The 22,691-nt window shown below is 46.2% G+C and carries 14 protein-coding genes; 2 read left to right on the top strand and 12 right to left on the bottom strand.

Going from position 1 to position 22,691, the window contains the following annotated elements; translation table 11 throughout:
- Positions 1-2: 2 nt before the first annotated feature.
- Positions 3-1,571 carry a 2-succinyl-5-enolpyruvyl-6-hydroxy-3-cyclohexene-1-carboxylic-acid synthase gene (gene menD / locus HQ39_RS05495; protein WP_052079461.1) on the top strand — a complete coding sequence of 523 codons (1,569 nt, stop codon included), beginning with the start codon at positions 3-5 and terminating at the stop codon, positions 1,569-1,571.
- Positions 1,572-2,173: 602 nt separating this feature from the next.
- Here the strand turns inward: menD and HQ39_RS05490 are convergent.
- The 5 genes from HQ39_RS05490 to HQ39_RS09210 form a co-directional block, all read right to left on the bottom strand.
- Entirely contained in the window at positions 2,174-4,552 is a 2,379-nt protein-coding gene (locus tag HQ39_RS05490) for a family 20 glycosylhydrolase (protein ID WP_036864396.1), read from the bottom strand.
- Between the two features lie 134 nt (positions 4,553-4,686).
- The gene (glyA, locus tag HQ39_RS05485) at positions 4,687-5,967 is read right to left on the bottom strand and encodes a serine hydroxymethyltransferase (protein ID WP_036790976.1); all 1,281 of its coding nucleotides are present in this window, start codon (positions 5,965-5,967) and stop codon (positions 4,687-4,689) included.
- Positions 5,968-6,048: 81 nt separating this feature from the next.
- On the bottom strand, positions 6,049-6,468 hold the full coding sequence (locus tag HQ39_RS05480; RefSeq protein ID WP_036790979.1) for a DUF3127 domain-containing protein: 420 nt from the start codon (positions 6,466-6,468) through the stop codon (positions 6,049-6,051).
- A 51-nt stretch (positions 6,469-6,519) separates the two neighbouring features.
- Positions 6,520-7,527, bottom strand: a complete 1,008-nt coding sequence (gene trpS / locus HQ39_RS05475) for a tryptophan--tRNA ligase (protein WP_036848338.1) — start codon at positions 7,525-7,527, stop codon at positions 6,520-6,522.
- Between the two features lie 137 nt (positions 7,528-7,664).
- A complete protein-coding gene (locus tag HQ39_RS09210) occupies positions 7,665-8,564 on the bottom strand; it encodes a right-handed parallel beta-helix repeat-containing protein (RefSeq protein ID WP_052079460.1) in 900 nt (299 codons plus the stop codon).
- A 164-nt stretch (positions 8,565-8,728) separates the two neighbouring features.
- Here HQ39_RS09210 and HQ39_RS05465 point away from each other — a divergent pair, with 164 nt between their 5' ends.
- Complete coding sequence (locus HQ39_RS05465) at positions 8,729-9,307, top strand: cob(I)yrinic acid a,c-diamide adenosyltransferase (RefSeq protein WP_036790983.1); 579 nt, start codon at positions 8,729-8,731, stop codon at positions 9,305-9,307.
- Between the two features lie 1,188 nt (positions 9,308-10,495).
- Here HQ39_RS05465 and HQ39_RS05460 read toward each other — a convergent pair.
- The 7 genes from HQ39_RS05460 to HQ39_RS05430 form a co-directional block, all read right to left on the bottom strand.
- Positions 10,496-10,999: an OmpH family outer membrane protein gene (locus HQ39_RS05460; RefSeq protein WP_036790986.1), complete on the bottom strand. Its 504-nt coding sequence runs from the start codon at positions 10,997-10,999 to the stop codon at positions 10,496-10,498.
- Positions 11,000-11,148: 149 nt separating this feature from the next.
- Positions 11,149-11,673, bottom strand: a complete 525-nt coding sequence (locus HQ39_RS05455; protein WP_036864393.1) for an OmpH family outer membrane protein — start codon at positions 11,671-11,673, stop codon at positions 11,149-11,151.
- 28 nt (positions 11,674-11,701) lie between these two features.
- On the bottom strand, positions 11,702-14,401 hold the full coding sequence (gene bamA, locus HQ39_RS05450) for an outer membrane protein assembly factor BamA (protein ID WP_052079488.1): 2,700 nt from the start codon (positions 14,399-14,401) through the stop codon (positions 11,702-11,704).
- A gap of 89 nt (positions 14,402-14,490) precedes the next feature.
- Positions 14,491-15,204, bottom strand: a complete 714-nt coding sequence (locus tag HQ39_RS05445) for an isoprenyl transferase (protein ID WP_036864390.1) — start codon at positions 15,202-15,204, stop codon at positions 14,491-14,493.
- A 30-nt stretch (positions 15,205-15,234) separates the two neighbouring features.
- Positions 15,235-16,629 carry a DUF6242 domain-containing protein gene (locus tag HQ39_RS05440; RefSeq protein ID WP_036864387.1) on the bottom strand — a complete coding sequence of 465 codons (1,395 nt, stop codon included), beginning with the start codon at positions 16,627-16,629 and terminating at the stop codon, positions 15,235-15,237.
- A 1,024-nt stretch (positions 16,630-17,653) separates the two neighbouring features.
- Positions 17,654-21,214 (bottom strand): pyruvate:ferredoxin (flavodoxin) oxidoreductase, encoded by a 3,561-nt coding sequence (gene nifJ / locus HQ39_RS05435; RefSeq protein ID WP_036864385.1) that lies wholly within the window; start codon positions 21,212-21,214, stop codon positions 17,654-17,656.
- Between the two features lie 188 nt (positions 21,215-21,402).
- Positions 21,403-22,593, bottom strand: coding sequence for an AAA family ATPase (locus HQ39_RS05430; RefSeq protein WP_036864383.1), 1,191 nt, complete (start codon positions 22,591-22,593; stop codon positions 21,403-21,405).
- Positions 22,594-22,691 lie beyond the last annotated feature (98 nt).

Genomic DNA, 22,691 nt, shown 5'->3' with positions numbered 1-22,691 from the left:
TTATGTATTCAGATCAACTCAACGTTCAGATTCTTTGCTCTCTACTTAAAGCTCACGGATTGAAACGGGTGGTTCTCTGTCCCGGAAGCCGTAATGCTCCGATAATAGAGAGCATTTCCGGGGACTCTTTCTTTGAATGTTACTCCATTACAGATGAGCGCAGTGCCGGCTTTGTGGCATTGGGGTTGATTTTGGAAACGGAGCAGCCGGTTGCTGTTTGCTGCACGAGCGGATCGGCGTTGCTCAATCTGCATTCCGCCGTATCGGAAGCATTTTATCGCAACATGCCTCTTCTTGTCCTTTCTGCAGACCGTCCACAAGAATGGATAGGGCAGATGGATGGGCAGACCCTGCCGCAACCTTATCTGTTCGGGACGCTTTCTCGCAAGAGTGTTACTCTGCCGGAAGTGCACACTTCTGCGGATCATTGGTACTGCAACAGGCTTGTAAACGAGGCACTGCTTGCTTTGCAGAGAAAGGACGTACAAGGTCCGGTGCATATCAATATCCCTTTGAGCGAACCTCTTTTTGCTTTCAATACTCCGGCATTGCCGGTAGAAAGAAAGATAGAGTGGCTTTCCGATGCGGACGACATAAGGGCGCTTTGGAGCAAGGCGTCCCGAAAGCTGATCATTGTGGGGCAGATGGACTCTCAGCGTGAAGCTTTCTCTCTTATATTCCCGACCTCTGCTGTTGTCTTGGCAGACCATCTCTCGAACCGACCGCAAGAAGCTCTTGAGAGTCGCCACTACAGCTATTGCGAAGAGCTGCAACCTGATATTGTCGTTACGATAGGAGGCAGTATTTTGTCGAAGAAGCTGAAGCAGGATATGCGGAGGTATCCTCCGAAGATGCACTGGCACGTCTCTCCAAGTGGTGAGGTTGCCGATGTTTTCATGTCTCTTACGCATCTGATCCCGCTTTGTCCCAAAGATTTCACCGCGATTATAGCAAACGAAACGGCACGAGAGAGCGATCTTGCTTACAGACAGTTGTGGAAGAAGAACGCCATTGACCCCGTTGCGAGTGCTCCGAAAGAGCCGGAGAGCAGAGTAGTGGCAGAGGTCTTGAAGCAGATACCGCCCCGAAGCGTTCTCCATCTGGGCAATAGTTTGAGTGTCCGCCTTGCTCAGCACTATCCTCTTCCCGCAGATGTCCGGGTGCACTGCAACCGTGGGGTGAGCGGTATCGACGGTTCTCTCTCCGCCGCAGTAGGTGCCGCGATGGCATCGGATACGCTTCATTTCGTCCTGCTGGGCGATCTCAGCTTCTTCTATGACGCCAATGCGTTGTGGAACTCTCACGTACCATCCAATCTTCGGATCATCATCTTGAACAATGGAGAAGGCAGAATCTTCGAGACCATTCCGGGACTTCGAGACTGCTCATCGCTACGTCCGTTCGTTACCGGACAGCACCAATGCTCGGCTCAAGGATGGGTAGAAGGTTTGGGGCTGACCTACATCGCCGTCAAAACCGAGGACCGGCTCGCTCTCGCCATATCAGCCCTCGCCTCCGACCGATGCGATAAAGCCGTGGTAGTGGAGGTCTTTACGCCGCTCTCGGTCTGATCATCTCTCTTCTCACATCCCTACTCCTGTATCCGTATCGCTTTCCGTTTCTTTTCTTGATTTTTTGGAACGGACGGATTGATAATTATCGTTTCTCAGAATAGTAATTATCGTTTCTCGGATTAGTAATTACCATTTCACGGATTAGTAATTACCATTTCATGGATTAGTAATTACCATTTCATGGATTAGTAATTACCATTTCTCGGATTAGTAATTACTGTTTCATGGATTAGTAATTACCATTTCATGGATTAGTAATTACCGTTTCTCGGATTGGTAATTACTGTTTCTCGGATTAGTAATTACCGTTTCTCGGATTAGTAATTACTGTTTTTGGGATTGGTAATTATCATTTTCTGGGAAGTAGCAAATCCTTTTCCATAAACCTTTAGAGCTTTCTTCAAAAAGATTAGGAACTTTTCTCTGAAACCTTTGGAGCTTTTTGCATGTCCCTGTATAGGCTCTTGACTTTAGGAGAGAAAATAACAATCGCCTGCCAAGAAGAAAGCTCTCGGCAGGCGATTATGTGTGTTGAAAAATCTGCGATTTCGGAACAATTCTCCGCCTCAACAAGGCAAAGGCAGCTCCTTATCGACTATTTACTTCTTGTGGAACACTCTGTAATCTTCTATTGGAGTGGATTTCGGAGTGTTATATGGCTTGTAAGCCACGCGGTTGTCGTTCCAGAGTGTCGGCCAGCCGCCTTGCACTTTGGCTTGTATTTCGTATTTGATCGAGTGCAGCCCTGCTCCGAGTGCAAGAGCAACATCCTGACGAGAGTAGCGAGGTACTTCTTTGCTGTTGTCTATGACGAGTTCGCCATTGATCCATACTCTGTTCACGTCTGACTGGAAGACGTAAACGCCCGGCTCCGGTATGAGGAAGTATCCTTCTATGATGGTTCCGAAGATGTTGAAGTCGAACGTACCGGGAACAAGATAGCTCTTGTTGGCATCTTTCAATGCGGTGAGGATGCCGCTCTCCATGTTGGCAGACTGATGGGAAGCCAAATCTTCTACTTTTCTGACATCCTCTTTGTGGGTGATAAACTTGAGCCCCTGAGCATAAACCCCGCTTGAAGCAAGAGCCACACTGTCTATCGCTTCCACAGGAGCGGTATAGTTGTCCAACTTGGTAAGGGTCAGTGTGCGGACTTTGCTTAATACTCCCGAAGGCAGTACGCTGGCGATCTTGAGCGTTGTAGTCTCGTTGAATGTGAGAGGAGCCGTATATTCCGTACTCTTTTCATTAGGCTCCGATCCGTCGGTGGTGTACACCATCTTCACAGGGCGGGTTGTCTTGAACGGAATGGTAAGGCTGTCGATGAACTGGATGCGGTCGAGAGAACCGTTTTCCTGCTCCGGAAGCGGAATATGGTAGTTGACATCGTGCATGTCGAGACGCACATAAGTGTTGTTCACACGGCGAGAGAAGTCTTGGAAATCTTTTCTGTCTACAGGTGTCCATCCTATCTCGGCAAGAGCAAACATACGTGGATAGGCGTAGTATTGACGGATGCTTTCGTCATATAGATACTCTCCCCAAAGATTGGCTTGTGGTCCGAGTATGAGATGCTGCTTTTCCGCCGGAATCTTATCCGATGCGGGGTTGTAAGAATAGACCCTTTCAAGTGTAGAGTAACCTCCGATGGCGACCGGCTCTACATTATGATCGCCCTGGTAAGCATCAATATAAAGACCGGTAGTCCATGGGGACATGATCACTTCATGATTAAGCTCTGTCGCCGCAATACCTCCCTCTTCTCCTCTCCATGACATAACGATGGCAGATGGTGCCAATCCGCCTTCGAGAATCTCATCCCAACCTATGAGGGCTTTGTTGTTCTCGGCAAGAAAGCGTCCTATTCTGGTGATGAAGTAGCTTTGAAGCTCATGCTCGTCTTTCAGATTCTCCGCTTTGATTCTCGCTTGGCACAGCGGACACTCTTTCCATCTTGTCTTGGGGCATTCGTCGCCTCCGATGTGGAAATATTTTGAGGGGAATAGCGTTATCACTTCGGAGATGACATCTTCCAAGAACTTGAAGACTTCTTCTTTTCCTGCACAGAATACGTCTTCTTCCACCCCCCAGATATTGCGCACCTTAAAGTCGCGTGGGAAGCAAGCCAACTCCGGATACGCAACAAGTGCAGCCATGGCGTGTCCGGGAAGTTCTATCTCCGGAATGATCTCTACATAGCGTTCGGCAGCATAAGCAACAATATCTTTGATCTCTTCTTGAGTGTAGTAGAAAGGACCATATTCAAATCCTTCTCCTTCTGTTCTCACAGAACCTACCTCCACAAGACGAGGATATTTCTTGATTTCGATACGCCATGCCTGATCTTCTGTCAAGTGCCAGTGTAGCTTATTGACCTTTAGCATGGAGAGAATATCTATGTGCTTCTTCATGTCTTCCACAGTGATGAAGTGGCGACAAGCATCCAAAAGAAGTCCGCGATAGTGGTATCTCGGATAGTCCTTGATGGATACGGCAGGGATGGTCCAAGCCACATCTTCCACTCTTTTGCTGCTTTCTACTTCTGCCGGAAGGAGTTGCAAAAGAGTTTGAAGTCCATAGAATGCACCTTGAGGAGTGGCACCCACGATGTCGATACCTGCTTCGGATGAGTTGAAAGTGTACGCTTCGTGGTTCTCCGAAATAGAAGGATCCACAGAGATACGAATGTAGTTGCTGCTAACCGGAGCAGAAACCAACCCAAACTTGTAGCCGGTGGATGCCATAAGCTTATCGGCAAAAAGCTTGGCTATCCCGGCAAGTGTGTCTCCCTCTGCCACAAAGACAGTATTGCGGTTTAGCGTGAATGCTCCTGAGGTTGTCTCGGTAAGCTCTACCGGTTGAGGAATGATGTTGATGCCTTCGTTATAAGGCTTTACCACATACTCTTTCGGAGTGCATGCAGTAATAAAAAGCGTTGCCAACAGCGCGGCAGCTAAAGCATGAAAGTATTTTCTCATATCTAAAAGTGTGTAGAAAGTTTTCGGACAATAAAGAAGAGTTTAGAAAAAACGGATCAAACTAAGACTCTTAGCCTGATAAATGGTTTTTTCTAAACTCTTATGTAACTGTTCTTAAATGTATCTTATCTCTCTTACCAAGCGAAGATCGGGTAAGATTCCATCATTTCGTTGACCTCTCCACGAACAGCGGCGATCACTTGCTCGTCTGTCGGAGATGTAAGTACACGGTCGATAAGTCCGGCAATGCGTTTGATCTCTTCTTCCTTCACACCTCGCGTGGTAAGTGCAGGTGTTCCGAGACGGATTCCGGAAGTTTGGAATGCAGAACGTGTATCGAATGGTACCATATTTTTATTCACTGTGATGTCTGCCAGAACAAGAGCATTTTCGGCTACTTTACCGGTCAGTTCAGGGAACTTAGGACGAAGATCTACCAACATACTGTGGTTGGATGTTCCGCCGGATACGATCTTGTATCCCATCTCTACCAATGTATCGGCAAGGACAGAGGCGTTCTTCTTCACTTGTTCCTGATATGTGCGGAACTCCGGTTGCAATGCTTCACCGAAAGCAACAGCCTTAGCAGCAATAACATGCTCCAACGGACCGCCTTGTACTCCAGGAAAAACCGCAGAGTCGAGAAGTTGAGACATACGCTTGATCTCACCTTTAGGAGTGGTAAGTCCCCATGGATTTTCAAAGTCTTTACCAAGAAGGATGATACCACCGCGAGGACCGCGCAAAGTCTTATGGGTTGTGGAAGTAACAATGTGTGCATACTTTACCGGGTTATCCAAAAGACCGGCTGCGATAAGCCCTGCAGGGTGAGCCATATCTACCATAAGAAGAGCACCTACACTGTCGGCGATGGCACGCATACGAGCATAATCCCATTCGCGAGAATAAGCAGAACCTCCGGCAACAATCAACTTTGGTTTGTGTTCTTTAGCCAAACGTTCCATCTCTTCGTAATCTACGGTTTCATCGCTCTGACGCAAGCTGTAAGCTACAGGGTTGTAAAGAAGACCTGAGCTGTTTACAGCCGCTCCGTGAGAAAGGTGTCCCCCATGAGCGAGATTGAGTCCAAGGAAAGTGTCGCCCGGTTTGAGCACTGCGAGGAATACTGCCATATTGGCTTGTGCTCCCGAGTGAGGCTGAACGTTAGCCCATTCCGCGCCATAAAGTTGCTTAAGACGGTCTATTGCCATCTGTTCTGCTTTGTCCACTACTTGGCATCCACCGTAATATCTCTTGCCGGGATAGCCTTCTGCATATTTGTTTGTGAAGCAGCTTCCCATAGCTTTCATTACATTCTCGGACACGAAGTTTTCGGAAGCGATAAGCTCCAAGCCGTGTCTCTGTCTTCTGTCTTCCTCTTGAATGAGATCGAAGATTGGATCGTGTTGATTCATAAAGTCAAATAATGATTATAGTGTGGTTCTAATGTTTGATGTCTATTCCTTTTATGTTATCGGATATTCCGGACGGAAAGATCAGAATGGAAGATCGTCCGTAGGATCGTTCACTATTCCCTGTTGAGGTGTGGCGGGACCGAAATTAACCTGTGTCTGAGTTTGAGGAGCCGGTGCCGGCTGGGGTTGTACACCCATCTGGCTGATGGCTTGAGCCTGTTCGCCGCGAATAACGTTTCTGCATTGTACATCGGTGTACCAGCGTCCGTTAAACTCGCGACTATTCACTTCAAACTCTATGGTGATGATCTCCCCAAGCTTTATGTTCGCCATATTGATACGATCTTCGCCGAAGATGTTAAAGGCTACCGTTCTTGGATAGATATCGTTCGTCTCCATTACGTAGTCTTGCTTCTTCCATGTTGTGCCGGGATTACGTTTGCTCTCTCCCGATATCGGTTCCAATACGTGGGTGATCTTTCCTGTCAAGTAATTGTTCATCTTTATCTCTGTTTTTGTGTTTAGTTCTTTGTAAATGGAATAGCTTCCTACTTATCGCAAAGCAGGAAATCCGATGATCTCTCTTACCTTATCCACTGTGAGGCGAGCACTTTCTCTTGCTTGCTCTGCCCCTTCACGAGCTACACGCTCAAGGTAATCCGTATCCGCAGCTATCTCTAAGATTTTTTCTCTGATAGGAGCAGTGAAAAGGACGATGTCTTCCGCCAACTGCTTCTTCAGGTCTCCATAGCGGACGGAGCAGTCGTTGTACTTATCATTGAAGTAGTTGTAAGTATCGGCAGAAGAGACAATCTCCAAGAGCGTAAACAGATTCTGAATGGCTTCGGGCTTTTCGCTGTTTGGCTCGGTGGGTCCGGAGTCTGTAACAGCCTTCATCACTTTTTGCCTTATGGCCTTTTCGTCATCCATCAGGTATATTGCGTTACCTTCGCTTTTGCCCATCTTTCCGCTGCCATCCAGTCCGGGAATTTTCACTGCCTTGCTACTGAGAGAAAAAGATGCAGGTTCCGGGAAGAAGTCCACGCCATAGATCGTATTGAAACGACGAGCAAACTTCCTTGCCATCTCCATATTCTGCTCCTGATCTTTTCCTACCGGTACTTTGACGGCACGGTGCATAAGAATATCCGCAGCCATAAGTGTAGGATAGGTGAGTAGCCCTGCATTGACGTTGTTAGGCTGTTTGCGGGCTTTCTCCTTAAAGGATGTGGTACGTTCCAACTCTCCCAGATAGGCGTTCATATTGAGATAAAGATAGAGTTCCAACACTTCTTTCACATCGCTCTGAGCATATATTACTGCCTTGGATGGATCTATTCCGCAAGCCAGATACTCTGCCAATATGGTGCGAGTATTCTTAAGGATGTTGTCCGGATGTGGATGTGTGGTAAGAGAGTGCCAGTCTGCTATGAAGAAGTAGCACTTGCACTCTTCCTGCATAGTAAGAAAGCTTTTGATGGCACCGAAGTAGTTTCCCAAGTGTAGATTACCTGTGGGACGAATGCCACTTACCACGATATCTTTTTTCTCTGATGTCATATCTGTGAAATTATACTGCTATATATACGTTTAGCTCACAAATATAGTCTTTTTCTGTGAGCTAAACAATGCTAAAATCGGATGTCCTCCGATGGTTATGCGATGTAAAAGATTGGGATTGGAGATACAAACGACTTCTATTCCTCTTCCATGTCCTGTCCCGGACGGAAGACAAAGCGTCCGCGAATCCGTTTAATAAGATCTATGTTGCCTACCTCCCCTTCATGATTTATATAGCAGTCCTTCAGTGTCAGGATAGAGCGCAGACCGAATAATGTACCTCTGTTCTGCTCTATGCGACAGCGGTCGAATACGATACCTTTATTTCCCTCACGCAGCTCTATTAAATCGAACTCTTCATTATGGTGCATATGGCAATCTTGAAAGAGAAAATTCTTGTTTCCGGGCAGTAGAGAGATAATGCCGTATGTACAATGACAGATGACGGAAGAGATACATCTGAAGTTTCTGCTGTTCTCTGCCAATACACCTATTGTCCCACAGCCGAAAAGCTCACAGTTTTTCACCTCTATGTTGTCGCAGCTGATAAGGTTGAGAACACCTCCTTCGCAATATCCTTCTTCGGTATGTCCTATTTCAAGATTTACCAGCTTGATATTGGCGCAGTCCTTAAAGTTCAGCACGTTGGCATATCTGGGCGATACCAAAATGCGGGAACGGCTCTCCCCCTCTCCCTCTATCGTGATGTTTTCAAGCCCGTTCAAGATGAGTTCTATACCGTCAAAAACTTCAGAACGAAATATTCCGGGGGAAGAATCAAGGGTAAGATACTCTCCTGCACGAAGAGGAGACATCGCAAAAATGCGTCCATCTCCTTCTTTTTCCAAAATATCGCTGAGCATTATGTCCGTATTCTTTGCAATGTAGATACGGCTGTTGCTGTGAAGAGCTTTGATGAAGCTTTCTTCATCCGCGACGCGATACACTTTTACATCCGATTGGGCTTGCGCGTGAAAGGAGACCAAACTAAGGATAAAAGAGAACGTTACAGCTCCGAATAGGGATAGTATTTTCATAAAGTTGGTGTTTAAGATGATTATTTACTGCAAAATTAAGAAAAATATCATCTTTCCATGCCGATGCTGAGCCTTTTCACTGCAGGAGGAAAGAGCATTTTCCATAAGTTGGACGATATTCGTATCTTAGCCAAGTATTAAATAACATCATCATAAAAGGTAACATGAAGAAAAGCAAACTATATACAAAGACCGGAGACAAGGGAAAAACATCTCTCGTAGGAGGACAACGCGTCTCCAAATGCTGTTCAAGACTTGAAAGCTATGGCACGATAGATGAACTTAATGCCCATATCGGCGTCCTTATGAGTCAGATTTCGGATGCGCAGGATCTGGATACCTTGAAAGGGATACAGATAATGCTCTTTAACGTCGGGGCTTATCTTGCCACCGATCCTACCGATACATCGTTCCGGCTGCCCAGCTATGTTACACCCGAAGTGATCAAGCAGATAGAGAAAGAGATAGATAGGCTCGACTCGCACTGCCCGCCACTTGAACGCTTTATCCTGCCATCGGGCGGACTCGCAACCTCGCAAGCTCACGTCTGTCGCACGGTTTCCAGAAGGGCTGAACGTAGAATCCTTACGGTAGTAGAGGAGGGAAGCGAAGTGGAGGATGCGGTGTTGAAGTATGTTAATAGGCTTTCCGACTACTTCTTTGCGCTGTCTCGGAAGCTGATCCATGCCGATGGCAATGGCGTAGAAATCTACTGGGAGTCTCCCTCTAAGACATACGATTGAGGCAGTATCAGAGACTTTTCCGCAGAGACGAAACAGCTATCTCTTTCTCAGATAGCTCTTACATGAGAGGCTCTCTGTTTGTATTATAAACAAAATAGTACTATATTTGCGCTACGGGATGCGTTCTCACCGAATGGTGAGTTGCTTTCCGTGCCGAATCTCCCGGACTACCGACAGGTTTTCCGGGATTTTCCTTTTTGCTCTTTGCTGTCAAGATCAAAGAGTGTTGCCTGCAAGACGAGTCCTCTTTCCTATCACCCCTCTTTCTCAACAATGTTAGTTGGCTTACTTCACGCCTTCAATGCCTTTTCCCCATTAGTCTAAGCAGAGGTAGAGACCGCTTTCAGATACTTCACAAATGGGGTCTCTAAGAGCGTGAAGGGGAAGAGTTGCCGACCTGCTCTCTTTCTCTATTTTCCCATTACCTTTTTTTGCATTCCGAAATCCCATTTCGGGTATATTTTCGGAGGACGATTTTTATATATTCCATACCGCAAAATGCTCACTTTTTTCTCGCTCTCTATTTTGATCGGAGGGGTCGTTTTCAGAGCATGATCGAGTTGTTAAATCCACCCCGTTTTATTAACATAAATTCCGATGCCTGTTAAGCAAAAACGGTAAACGAGCATATTGTTTCGGCTTAACGTGTTTAATTTTTCAATGAACACGTTTACTGATTTCATTTAATACGTTTACCGGATTCAATTAACGTGTTTNCATATTGTTTCGGCTTAACGTGTTTAATTTTTCAATGAACACGTTTACTGATTTCATTTAATACGTTTACCGGATTCAATTAACGTGTTTAGAATTTTAAGTTACTTGGTTGGTTATTAGTGTTTTAGCTGTTTTCTCTCCTTTTTTGCTGTTTTTGCCCACGAAATCACATTAAGATTTATTTGCAAACATGAGTGTTAAAATTCACTCCTATTAACGCGAAAAAGCCTCGTCAAACGGACGAAGAAAAATTTTTTCTCAAATTCAGGCTGGTTTTTATCGGATTGATTGATAGGAGGTTATAGGTGTATTGTCTCTTTCTTTCCGGATTGAGCCGGGAAAGAAGCTCTTCTTCTCGTCCGCATGAGGAGCTCTGTTTTTATATAAAAGCGCGCACAAAAAAAGCTCGGTAAAGTGATCTTTACCGAGCTTTTCTCTATCGGGAAACGGGCTTCCCTAATGAATGTCTTTTTACTTGATGCCCAACTTCGCTTTTACAAGTGGAGTGGCGTCGATGGCAGTAGAGCCGGTGTAGAGTGTTACTCCTGCTTCAAGAATGTATGCAAAGCCATTTTCGTTGCCCACTTTCTTTATAGCGTCCAACACTTTCGCTTGGATCGGAGCCATAAGCTCTTGTTGCTTCTTTTGGATATCCTGAATAGCAGCCTGAGTAAGGTCGTCTATTCTCTTTTGGATATCTTCTATCTCTTGTTGTTGGCGAAGCTTGATAGATTCCGGAAGAGTCTTCTCCTTAGAGATATAGTCTTCGTACTTCTTCTTTAGCTCTTCACGCTTGATGAGGAGCGCATCTTCAAACTCCTTTTGTAGCTTCTCTACTTCAGCTTGTGCCTTTTTGGTGTCAGGCATTGCCATCATGATCTCCTGAGAGTTGATTGTTGCAATTTTTTGAGGAGCCTGAGCAACAAGTAGAGCAGGCATCATAAGTAGCACAAATGCTAATAAATAACGTTTCATTTCTTCTTTCTTATCTGTAATGTAATTTGTTTTCTTGAGTGAATCTCTATTTATCTTTCATGGTAGGGTATTGCGAACAAAGATAGGAAGAAAAATGTAAATGGCAAGCCGATAACTTCCACACACAGAACGCAAAACCTCTTTTCAGATTAGCGAGAGACGGAGATTCCGAGCACTTTTAGTACATCGTTGCTGATGTCTATCTCCGGAGTGGCAAAGATGACGCCTTGTGTGGTGGCTCTGTCGAGCACCAAAACGTAGCCTCTTCGCAGTGAGATATGTTTCACAGCCTCATAGATGCCGTCTTGGATGGGCTTCACCTCTTTTTCCTGGAGGGTTGCCATCTCTCCCTTAGGACCGAAATATTTTTGTTGGAGCTCTTGTACCTTCTCCTCCAAAGCTACGATGGCGTCTTCTCTGGAAGTGCGTTGCTGTTCGGACAGCTTAGCTCTCTCCTTGAGGTATTCCTTGTACATGGCTGCCGCTTTCTCCTGTATGCCGGAGATTTCTTTCTGAAACTTTTCTGCCTGCTTCTGCAAGTTTTCTGTGGCTGCCTTGTATTGGGGCATCTTGGAAAGGATGTATTCTGAGTCTATCAAGGCATACTTTTCTTGTGCGTTCACTGCGCAGACGCTGAGCAAAGCTACTACGAGTGCCAATAATCTTGTTTTCATAATATTCAAATTTTTATCTGGTTTAGACTTAAAACTCTTGTCCTATAACGAAGTGGATATTGCTTCCTCCCTTCATTGTGGATCCGTCCGGTGCATCAAAGCCATAACCCCAATCCAATCCCATAAGACCGATCATCGGGATCATGATCCTCGCTCCCACTCCGGCTGAACGTTTGAGCTGGAAAGGATTGAAAGAGGATGCGTTCGACCAGGCATTACCGGCTTCCAAGAAGCCTATAACCCAAATGCTGGTCTGCTGTTCGAAGATGATAGGATAGCGCAGCTCCAAGGTCATGCGGGCATAAGAGTAAGCATTCTTGCCGTTGGCGCCTGCGATGGAGCCGTTCTTGTATCCGCGAAGTCCGATGGTCTCGTTGAGGAATGCACTATAAGCTCCGCTCATCCCGTCTCCACCCATGTAGAAAGTACCAAAAGGTGAACGCTTGTAGGGGTTGTAAGCTCCAATGAAACCGGCTTCGGCTCTTGCCATAAGTACCGGAGTCCTCTTGTATCTGCGTTCATCCAACAGAGGCAGGAAGCTCTCTCCTTTGTATTTCACCTTATAATATTCGATGAACTTGTTTTTCTCTCCGCGAGAGAGCTTAGGATTGGTATAGTCTATACCGTCCCATAGAGAGTAAGGAGGTGTTGCGGACAGCTCCAATGAGTGTTTGGAACCTCTACGAGTATAGGTCGGGTTGTCTATGGAGATACGTGAGATGGTTGCTGAAAGGTGTACATCGTTTGCAACACCATCGGTCATACCGAAGTCGTAGTAAGGTGAAGACCAGTTGCGAAGTCGGTATAGCGTATAGTTTAATCCTCCTTGAATTTGGAAGTTATCATCGGGCCAGGTCAATCTTTTACCATACATGATGCTACCGCCGATCATATCGAGCAGTTTGTCCGGGTCGTATGCGCTTTCATAGAGAGAGCCCATATCGTAGCCGTAACCACCGTATCCGCCATAACCGCCATAGCCTCCGTATCCGCCGTATCCACCATAACCTCCGCCATAGTAGGGGTTGTAAAGCTGATTGTAGTAAGCAGACTGAAGTCCTCTGACCTGATTGCTGTAATACTGTTCGTTGATACCCGTTTGGCGTGAATACCAAAGAGAGGCACTGAAATAGTTAGGACGCTTTCCGCCGAACCAGGGATCCGTAAACTGTATGCTGTAACTTTGATAGTAACGACCGTTGGTCTGTCCGCTCAGTGTAAGTGTCTGTCCGTCTCCGGTAGGCAGAAAACCTTTGTAAGATTTCGGATTGAGGAGATTTTTTATAGAGAAGTTGGTGAACTTCAAAGATACACGTCCTATAAGACCGGTCTGTCCATATCCTGCGGATAGCTCTACCTGGTCGTTCGATTTAGGTGTCAGATTCCATCGAATATCCACCGTACCGTTTTCTTCGTTAGGTATCGGCTCAGGTATTATCTTCTCCGGATCGAAGTGTCCGGTAGCGGCAATCAGACGCATTGAACGGAATATGTAGTCTCTGTTGTAGAGTTGTCCCGGTTTGGTGTACAGCTCTCGACGGATGACATCTTCATATAGTCTGTCGTTGCCATCTATTATTATGCGATTGACCGTTGCGGGTCTGTTTTCCACGATACGTATATCAAGCGTAACGGAGTCTCCCTTTATCTCTGTCTCCACAGGGTAGATATAAGAGAAGAGATACCCGTTGTTCGCATAGACGTTAGCCACTGCATCTTCATCGGTACGGAGTCTGCTTTCGAGCTTTTTCTGGTTGTACACATCGCCCGGACTCATTCCCAAAAGGCGTAGAAGGTCTTCGGAGTTGTACTTGGTGTTACCAACGAAGTTGATATCCTTTATATAGTACTTCCTTCCTTCCGCTACCTTGATGTGAATATCCACTTTCTTATCGCTTGCTTTAGCTACCGAGTCTTTGAGGATTTCGGCATCACGATACCCTTTTTCATGGTATGCGGCAAGGAGCAGATCCAAGTCTTCCGTATAGTCTTTCTTGACAAACTTCTTCTGTGAGAATATTTCGAGAATACTTGTCCATGGATTGCGACGGAGAGAGAAGCCCTCATTGGTTTTCTTCATCGCTTTGAAAAGAGCGGCATCGGAGAGTTCTTTGTTTCCCTCAAAGTATATCCGGTTTACTTTAGTCTTATTACTCTTATCGACATTGATGTGCAACTCCACATAGTTATCCCTTGTGGTATCTTTTATCTCCTCGGCTGTAACGGCAACGTTGCTGTATCCTTTTGCATCGAAATGCTTACGAACCACCTCTTTTGCCACGTCGATGGTATTCGGCGTAAGCTGTGAACCGTCATAAAAAGAGGCCAAAGGACCTTTCACCAGCTCGTCTCTCTCTCCCTTTTTTACGCCATTGATGACGAGCTTGGAGAGTCTGGGACGCTCGACCAACTCTATCGTAAGCCAAACCGAATCGCCCTCTATCTTATCCGCATAGATCTTACAGTCGGAGAAGAGTCCGTTCTTCATGTAGTTTTCTATGGCTTTGCTGAGGATTTCGCCCGGCACTTCCAACGAGAGACCCACGAACAGCCCCGATATTCCAAGTACTACATCCTTATCGTAAGTCTTAACCCCTTCCAGCTTAATGTCTGCTATGGTTTTGGTCACCGGGTACATATAAGATACCACAGGTGCCTGAATGCTGTCCTGCACGGCTACCGAGTTGCGGGCAGAAGCCTTAGCGGGGATTGATAATACACCTACCATACAGCAGATAACTGCCGAAAGCAGCAGTTTGTGCAGAGCAGGGGATAGAGGATTGGTGTTACATCTATTTTTCATTGAGATTGTCTTTATCATTCATTCGATAATAGTTGTGCGCTGGTCTTGCCATACCGACGCTCTCTTTGTGCAAAATCTTCCAACGCTTTATCAAAAGCCTTTTCGTCGAAAGCAGGCCAGGCATCGGGGCAAAAGTATAGTTCGGCATAAGCACCCTGCCAGAGCAGGAAGTTGCTAAGCCTCTGCTCTCCGCCTGTTCTTATGATAAGATCCGGATCGGGTATGCCTGATGTGTAAAGTCTGTCGGTTATATCTTCCTCCGTAATGGCTTCGGCGGAGATCTTATCGGCTATCAACTCTTTCACCGCATGCGTAATCTCCTGTCTTGAAGAGTAGGAGAGAGCCAGCTGGAGAGTGATAACACTGTTGTCGGCAGTAAGGGCAATGGCTTCTTTCAACAGCGCCTGCACATCTGCCGGTAGCTTGTCTGTGTTCCCAATAGTCCTTAGACGCACTCCGTTTTCCATGAGAGAGTCTATCTCTTTGCGCAGTGAGACCACGATGAGTTCCATTAAAGCATCGACCTCTTGTTGTGGTCTGCTCCAGTTCTCTTCCGAGAAAGTGTAAAGAGACAACACCTTTACGCCTCGTTCCGCTGCTCTTTTAAGGATGCGACGAACACTCTCCACGCCATGAACATGACCATAGACGCGCTCTTGTCCCTGAGCTTGCGCCCATCTTCCATTGCCGTCCATGATAATGGCTATATGTGCCGGTATCTGTGTCATTCTGCTATGTGTAGAGGGAGAAATGGGGTATTAGTTTTTCTTGATATAACCTCGCCACGCATCTGCCGTGGGTTTGCCTCCGGCTATACCACCAAGGAAGAAGAAAACATCATCTTCGCCATCTGTGGAGATAATGCCTGACATCCCTGACGTAACATTAAAGCCTGTTGCCTGAGTCTTTTCCTGGGTCATCTTGGTCCAAGACGCTCCGTTGTCGTCGCTGTGGAAAAGATTGAGGCGACTCTTATCGTCCGATATTATGGCATACTCGCCGCCGGCGATATAGATCCTTCCGCCTTTTTCTATCAAGGTTGCACCGCGAACCGGGGCATTGAATCCTTTTCCTCTGAACTTGATCTCTCCCCATCCTTTACCATCTGCGGTGAAGAAGAGATTCTCTACCGGACGACCGAGACGATCTGTTCCGCCTATGAGGTTGGCACGCTTGATGCCTGCCTCCACCACTGTTCTTACGAGTGCGTTACGCACAGGGAAGTGTTCGTTGGTGATGTCTGTGAGAATGGCAGGCATGCTTGCCGGAGCGGCTGTCCATATCTTGTAAGCTCCGCCCATCTCTCCGACCAAAAGCATCTTTACCTCTCCGGTACTGCCTTTTAGGTTGGCATCGTATAAGATGGATGTCCATGCAAGGGCGGCATCCGGCTTTTGGATCTTTTTCCAAATCTTCAGATCCGAAGAGCTGTATATCTCTCCATCTTTTGCCATACCCCATACTCTGCCGTGAGTATCTTGTGTCAATGTATGCGGAAGTATTGCAGGCATATCTCCTGTGCCTTCCACTTTTCGGAAGTTGTAGCTCTCAACGCTGAGCACTTCGTACAGATGAAACTTGGCGTGCTTGTCCAGAGCAACCCAGTAGAGTGTTTTGCTGAGTGTGATGAACTTGGAGTCTGCCGCCGCAACCGGGAGTACGTTCTCTTTTTTCTCCCATGTGATCACATTGGGATCGTAGCTGTAAACATTGATGTTCATGAGATACTTCTCCGTCTTATTGACGCCGTTGATATTGGCAGACAGGAGCAGCTCCAGCTTTCCTCCCTTTACTTTGACGGACTTAGAGTTCATCTTCTCCACTGTCCAAGGGAATGTCTCGTTTGTCGTAAGGTTTTTGATCTCCACTTTAGTCTCGCTACTGATCATCATCCTTAGGAATACAGTGTCCAGCTCGGTCTTGTATGGCAAACGGACTGAGTTGTATATCTTTCTGTTGAAATGGTCTATCGTAAACTTCGTTTGAGAGAATACGTCGTTCTCTTTAATCTGAATATTCACATAGTGAGGCACTTGCAGTCCGGGATTCGGATCCGGTTTGCGGACACCGGGAGTCTTCTCGTTGCATGCCGAGACGCCGCTAAGTATCAGGAGTACCAAAAACAACCACGAAGTTTTATGGATATATTTCATCTGCTATCTGTATGTCTGTTTCTATGTTTTCTCTGTAAAACTTTCCGACGGATAGAATATAGTCTACCTCAGAATGTACAAATGTAGGAACTTTTTGCCGTATAACCATTTATCGTTTGGTCATAGTGGGCTTTTTTAAGAGAATTTGTGTACCGGGATCTCGTTTTTGAAAGATATTGCAAAAGAAGCGGATAGCACTCTGTCCTCTCATAAAAAAAGAGCGTCCTTTTGTCTAAAAATTTCAAAGACTTTTTTACCCCTTTCGGCTCACCTCATTTTTATATATTCCGTACCGCCAAAATATCTCGTCGAAATGGCTCTTCTATTTCGCTCGGACACCCTCTTTTCAGAGCACGACCGAACTGTTAAATCAACCCCGGTTTATTAACATGATTTTCGATGTCTGTTCATCCAAAAAGCTAAACGAGCATATTCTTTCGGCTTAACGTGTTTAATTTTTCAGTGAACACGTTTACTGATTTCATTTAATACGTTTACCGGATTCAATTAACGTGTTTAGAAATTTTCTTAATCTGTTGTTCATGAGGGTTTTATCTTTTTAGGGGCTAAAAAGCAGGTTTTTTGCTGATTTTTCTCATTAAGAAATATTTGCGGCTTTGTGTCTCAAATTTTGAGTTTATTAACTCGAAAACGGGGCTTGAAACCGACCGAGAGGAGAAAATTTCCGAGAATCGAGATTTTTGTAGTTGCTTATCGGACAGGTTGTTATGGTTTTTGGCTCTTTTTCTTGACAAAATTCTCTAATCGGACTTGGGCGATTTGAGCTTCAAACTGCCATTTCACTTTTATATAAAAACTCCCTCTTTAAGCCTCGTTTTTGGTAGATAATTTCCGTTGTCGAGATATTCGGAAAGTGTTTTTATGACACTCCGAAAAGGGGCTGAAAAGCGAGAAAAAAACCGCTGTTCATTATCTTGAAAAAAAAGAAAGCGGTGCTGTGAGAATCGGTTTACCATCCCACAGCACCGCTTAGAGTATATGTAATAAATAATCGCTTTATCGGTTATGCCTCTTTAGAAGCTTCGGGTGCTTCCCAAACGGTGTTGGCAAGTCTCTTGTAGTTGTTGTATCTCCACAAAGCATTCTCTTGTGCTGCGGCAAACAGCTCGGCAGCTTCTGCAGGGTACTGCTTTTGAAGAGAGAGATAACGCACCTCGCCTTTGAGGAAGTCTTGGAAGAGATCCCAGTTTGGCTCTTTGGAGTCGAGCGTGAATGGGTTCTTGCCTTCTGCTTCCAACTCCGGATTGAATCTCCACAAGTGCCAGTATCCGCACTCTACCGCTCTCTTGCCTTCGTCTTGAGTCTTACCCATACCTGCTTTCAACCCGTGAGAGATACATGGGCTATACGCTATCACGATGGAGGGACCATCATAAGCCTCTGCTTCGCGTAGGGCTTTCAAGGTTTGTGCCTGGTTTGCTCCCATGGAAACTTGAGCTACATAAACATAGCCGTAAGTGGTAGCCATGAGTCCGAGATCTTTTTTGCGAACACGCTTTCCTGCTGCGGCAAACTTCGCAATAGCTCCTACCGGTGTGGACTTGGAGCTTTGACCTCCGGTGTTGGAGTACACCTCTGTGTCGAGGATAAGGATGTTTACATTCTCTCCACTTGCTATCACGTGGTCGAGACCGCCGAAGCCGATGTCATAAGCCCATCCGTCTCCACCGATGATCCATTGAGAACGTTTGTAGAGGTGAGATGAGTTCTTCACTATTTCGGTACAAACGTGGCAGTCGCACGCTTTTGCCAAAGGCAGGATCTTGTCTCCCAACTCTTTTGCATCCGCAGCATTGTTGCGTTTTTCTACCCATTCGTTAAGAAGAGATTTGAGCTCGGCAGAGCAGCAGCTGCACTCTTGTGCTTCTTGAGCCAGCTCTACAAGTCTCTTGCGAATGGTTTCGGTTGCGATGTGCATACCGAGACCGAACTCGGCATTGTCTTCAAACAGAGAGTTCGCCCATGCCGGACCGTGTCCCTGTTCGTTGGTTGTATATGGAGTGGAAGGTGCCGAGCCGGAGTAGATAGAGGAGCAACCGGTTGCGTTGGCTATCATCTGTCTGTCGCCGAATAGCTGTGTAAGCAACTTCACATACGGGGTCTCACCACAACCTGCACACGCTCCGGAGAACTCGAATAGCGGTGTGGCAAACTGGCTGTTCTTTACATTGGCTTTAGTGTCTACAAGATGCTGCTTGGTGGCAACCTCTTTTACCGAGAAGTCCCAACGAGGAACTTCCACAAGCTGACTCTCGATAGGCTTCATGGCAAGAGCCTTTCCGTTCTTGTTGCCCGGACATACGTCCACACAGTTGCTACAGCCAAGACAGTCGAGTGCATTCACTTGGATACGGAACTGTAAGCCGTCGAACTGCTTGCCGATAGGCTTGAGAGTCTTGTATCCTGCCGGTGCTTTTGCTGCTTCTTCTTCATTAAGAAGGAACGGGCGTATGGTTGCGTGAGGACAGACATAAGCACACTGGTTACACTGGATACAGTTCTCTGCTGTCCATTCCGGTACGTGAGAAGCCACTCCGCGCTTTTCGGATGCTGCCGTTCCCTGTTCCCATACACCGTCTTCACGGCCAAGGAAAGCAGACACAGGCAGGCTGTCGCCCTCTTGTGCATTGATCACACGAACGATGTTGTGTACAAAGTCTGTATCGTCTTCGTGTCTGTCTGCTGTGTCGTCCGGTAGATTTGCCCACTCTTGCTTCACCGGAACTTTGATCACTTCGGCTCCACGATCCACTGCGGCAAAGTTTTTGTTCACGACGTCTTCACCTTTCTTGCCGTAACTCTTTACAATGAACTTCTTCATCTGCTCTACTGCAAGGTCGTAAGGAATAACGTTGGCAATCTTGAAGAATGCACTTTGAAGAATGGTGTTGGTGCGGTTGCCCAATCCGATTTCCTGTGCAATCTTGGTCGCATTGATCATATAGAATGCCACGTTGTTCTTGGCAAGACATCTCTTGACACGGTTAGGAAGATGCTCTTCTACCTCATCCAATCCCCAGATAGAGTTGAGAAGGAATGTTCCATTTCTCTTAAGACCCTTTGTTATATCATATAGACGAAGGTATGCGGGTACGTGACAAGCCAGGAAGTCCGGCGTATTAACCAAATAGGTAGAGCGGATAGGCGTGTCTCCGAAACGGAGGTGAGAACAGGTGAAACCACCACTCTTCTTGGAGTCGTAAGAGAAGTAAGCCTGACAATATTTATCTGTATTGTCTCCGATGATCTTCACGGAGTTTTTGTTTGCACCTACCGTACCATCGGCTCCAAGTCCGTAGAACTTGGCTTCAAACAGACCTGTGGAGAAGTCCAAATCGTCTTCCACTCGGAGAGAAGTAAATGTAACGTCGTCCACGATACCTACGGTGAAATGATTCTTAGGCTCATTCATCGCAAGGTTGTCATACACGGCAAGGATCTGATTCGGAGTGGTATCTTTGGAAGAAAGACCATAACGACCGCCCACAACAAGAGGAGCGTTTTCTTTACCATAAAGACAATCTTTTACGTCCAGATAAAGCGGTTCGCCTGTTGCTCCATGCTCTTTTGTGCGATCCAATACTGCAATGCGCTTAACGTTTGCAGGAAGAGCCGCAAGGAAGTGCTTTGCAGAGAATGGTCTGTACAAGTGTACGCTTATGAGACCTACCTTGCGACCTTGAGTGGCAAGATAATCTATTGTTTCACGGATCGCTTCCGTTACAGAACCCATGGCGATGATCACATGCTCGGCTTCGGGATCTCCGTAATAGTCGAACAGCTTGTAGTGGCGACCTGTGATTTCTGCAATCTTATCCATGTACTCTTGCACCACTTCAGGAACAACTTCATAGAAACGATTTGATGCTTCTCTCGTTTGGAAGTAGATGTCCGGGTTTTGAGCCGTACCACGAGCTACCGGATGATGCGGATCGAGAGCATTGCGACGGAATGCAGCCAACGCGTCTTGATCTACAAGAGGAGCCAAGTCTTCGGTATTCAGAGCTTCTATCTTCTGTATCTCGTGAGAGGTGCGGAAGCCGTCGAAGAAGTGGATGAATGGTATGCGTGTCTTGAGTGTTGCCAAGTGTGCTACTCCGGCAAGGTCCATAACCTCTTGTACGCTACCTGTCGAAAGCATTGCAAAACCGGTCTGACGTGCAGACATGACGTCTTGATGGTCCCCAAAGATAGAGAGTGCCTGTGCTGCCAATGCTCTTGCCGATACGTGAAATACCGTAGGGAGCAACTGCCCTGCTATCTTGTACATATTAGGGAGCATCAATAGAAGACCTTGCGATGCTGTATATGTAGTGGTAAGAGCGCCTGCCTGGAGTGAACCATGAAGGGCACCTGCCGCTCCTGCCTCGCTCTGCATTTCCTGTACTCTTACAACTTCGCCAAACATGTTCTTACGGCCCATTGCCGCCCACTCATCTACATACTCTGCCATAGTAGAGGATGGAGTGATAGGATAGATGGCAGCAACCTCGCTAAACATATAAGAGATGTGCGCAGCTGCTTGGTTCCCATCACAAGTGAGATAAGTTTTTTTTCTTTCCATAAAATAAGTCTCTAACTAATCTCCGTTTTGTGGAGTTGATAATATTCCGCTTTACCTTTTTTCGGACAGAGTCTTCTTGCAGCCCCGTCCGCAAATGTTGTTGTTTCGGTAGAAGTCTTTGCCTTCTACTCTTTTTTTTATGTGTATAGTAATACAATGTTATCTGTACATCCCCTTTGCCAAGGTTCTCAATAGAGAAATCCGAACAGCCATGTCGGGATCTCATTTTCTCTTCCTACACTAAGGTGATCTACGGCATAGGTGATGTTTTGCTTCTTTCGTATCTTGCCCGTCTCTTTAACGCTCACCTGTATCTTGTCTTCCACTATAATATCGGCAGACATCTTCCTTATGGGAGTAGCCACTTTATAGTGAGGAGTAAGATGAGACAGCAAAAAGACCAAACGTTCCATCTCTCTGGATGGAATGTGAGGATATAATACCTGCAACAGATTAGTGTTATAGGCAAATACTTGCCCCATTTTCTTGCTGCTGTTCTCCTCTCCCTGCTTCCGAACGAGGTGAATGATGCCTGCGCGAGAAAGGTCAAGGATGTAGTTGAGCAGTGTTGCACGAGAAGTCCCGATCTCGTTACTCAAGAGAGAGATATTAGGTACCTGTCCTCCTTGAGTGGTGAGAATATAAGCCAGTTTACGTAGTTTCCCCAAGTACGAAGGGTCTACCTGAGCCAAATATATCACGTCCACCTCCAGGCTCATATTCAACGCTTTTACGATCTGTTCGTAATACTGTTGTCCATCTTTTGTGGAAGGGTAATAGCCTCTCTTCAAATAATCGTTATAAAATTCCGGAACATTGACTTCTTCCAAAATCTTCGGAGCTATATCTTCATGGTGAAGAAACAGATCCTCCAACGTGATACGAGGCAACGCTTTGCCTGTTCGTGCATTGATGAACTCCCGGAACGAAAATCCCTGCAGCTGATACTCTTGAACCAGACTGCTTATGGGTTCGATCTCTGTCAGGGATGGAGTTACCGCTGAAGTGGTAAAGACGATAGAAAGTTCAGGACATTGATCCAGAAGCATCCGTATCTCCTCTGCCCATGTCGGGTATTTGAACACCTGATCTAAGAGCAATCTCTTTCCCCCGGCTGCATAGAACTCCCTGCCGAAGTCCAATATCGTTCTATCTGCGAAGTAGAGGTGGTTCAGGTTTACATACAGACACTCTCGGCTTTCCTCGCTATGGTATAGTTCTGCAATCTGAAGCAGCAGGGTGGTTTTGCCTACACCTCTTGCTCCACGTATGCCTACCAATCTGGCGGAGAGATCTATCTCATCCAATAGTCCTCGACGAGTCCTTGTTGGTCCATATTGACCTACAAGAGTCTTATGTATCCTAAAAAATATTTCCACTGTCTTCTCTTACTTCCGATAGTCATCCCCAAAGTTAGGTATTTATTTCTTACCACAATACATTTTGTGTTCAAATTGTGCATTAAACATTGCAATTT

The sequence above is a fragment of the Porphyromonas sp. COT-108 OH2963 genome (genome assembly GCF_000768895.1).
Lineage (GTDB): Bacteria > Bacteroidota > Bacteroidia > Bacteroidales > Porphyromonadaceae > Porphyromonas_A > Porphyromonas_A canoris.
The sequence above is the reverse complement of the archived record's forward strand: the minus strand, read 5'-3'. Positions and strand labels throughout refer to the sequence as shown.

What these genes read in the sequence shown, in the direction of transcription:
- HQ39_RS05480 (WP_036790979.1), bottom strand. Translation starts at nt 6,468, where the DNA reads ATGAACAATTACTTGACAGGAAAGATCACCCACGTATTGGAACCGATA.
- HQ39_RS05490 (WP_036864396.1), bottom strand. Translation starts at nt 4,552, where the DNA reads ATGAGAAAATACTTTCATGCTTTAGCTGCCGCGCTGTTGGCAACGCTT.
- menD (WP_052079461.1), top strand. Translation starts at nt 3, where the DNA reads ATGTATTCAGATCAACTCAACGTTCAGATTCTTTGCTCTCTACTTAAA.
- HQ39_RS05465 (WP_036790983.1), top strand. Translation starts at nt 8,729, where the DNA reads ATGAAGAAAAGCAAACTATATACAAAGACCGGAGACAAGGGAAAAACA.
- glyA (WP_036790976.1), bottom strand. Translation starts at nt 5,967, where the DNA reads ATGAATCAACACGATCCAATCTTCGATCTCATTCAAGAGGAAGACAGA.
- HQ39_RS05460 (WP_036790986.1), bottom strand. Translation starts at nt 10,999, where the DNA reads ATGAAACGTTATTTATTAGCATTTGTGCTACTTATGATGCCTGCTCTA.
- HQ39_RS05455 (WP_036864393.1), bottom strand. Translation starts at nt 11,673, where the DNA reads ATGAAAACAAGATTATTGGCACTCGTAGTAGCTTTGCTCAGCGTCTGC.
- bamA (WP_052079488.1), bottom strand. Translation starts at nt 14,401, where the DNA reads ATGGTAGGTGTATTATCAATCCCCGCTAAGGCTTCTGCCCGCAACTCG.
- HQ39_RS09210 (WP_052079460.1), bottom strand. Translation starts at nt 8,564, where the DNA reads ATGAAAATACTATCCCTATTCGGAGCTGTAACGTTCTCTTTTATCCTT.
- nifJ (WP_036864385.1), bottom strand. Translation starts at nt 21,214, where the DNA reads ATGGAAAGAAAAAAAACTTATCTCACTTGTGATGGGAACCAAGCAGCT.
- HQ39_RS05440 (WP_036864387.1), bottom strand. Translation starts at nt 16,629, where the DNA reads ATGAAATATATCCATAAAACTTCGTGGTTGTTTTTGGTACTCCTGATA.
- trpS (WP_036848338.1), bottom strand. Translation starts at nt 7,527, where the DNA reads ATGACATCAGAGAAAAAAGATATCGTGGTAAGTGGCATTCGTCCCACA.
- HQ39_RS05445 (WP_036864390.1), bottom strand. Translation starts at nt 15,204, where the DNA reads ATGACACAGATACCGGCACATATAGCCATTATCATGGACGGCAATGGA.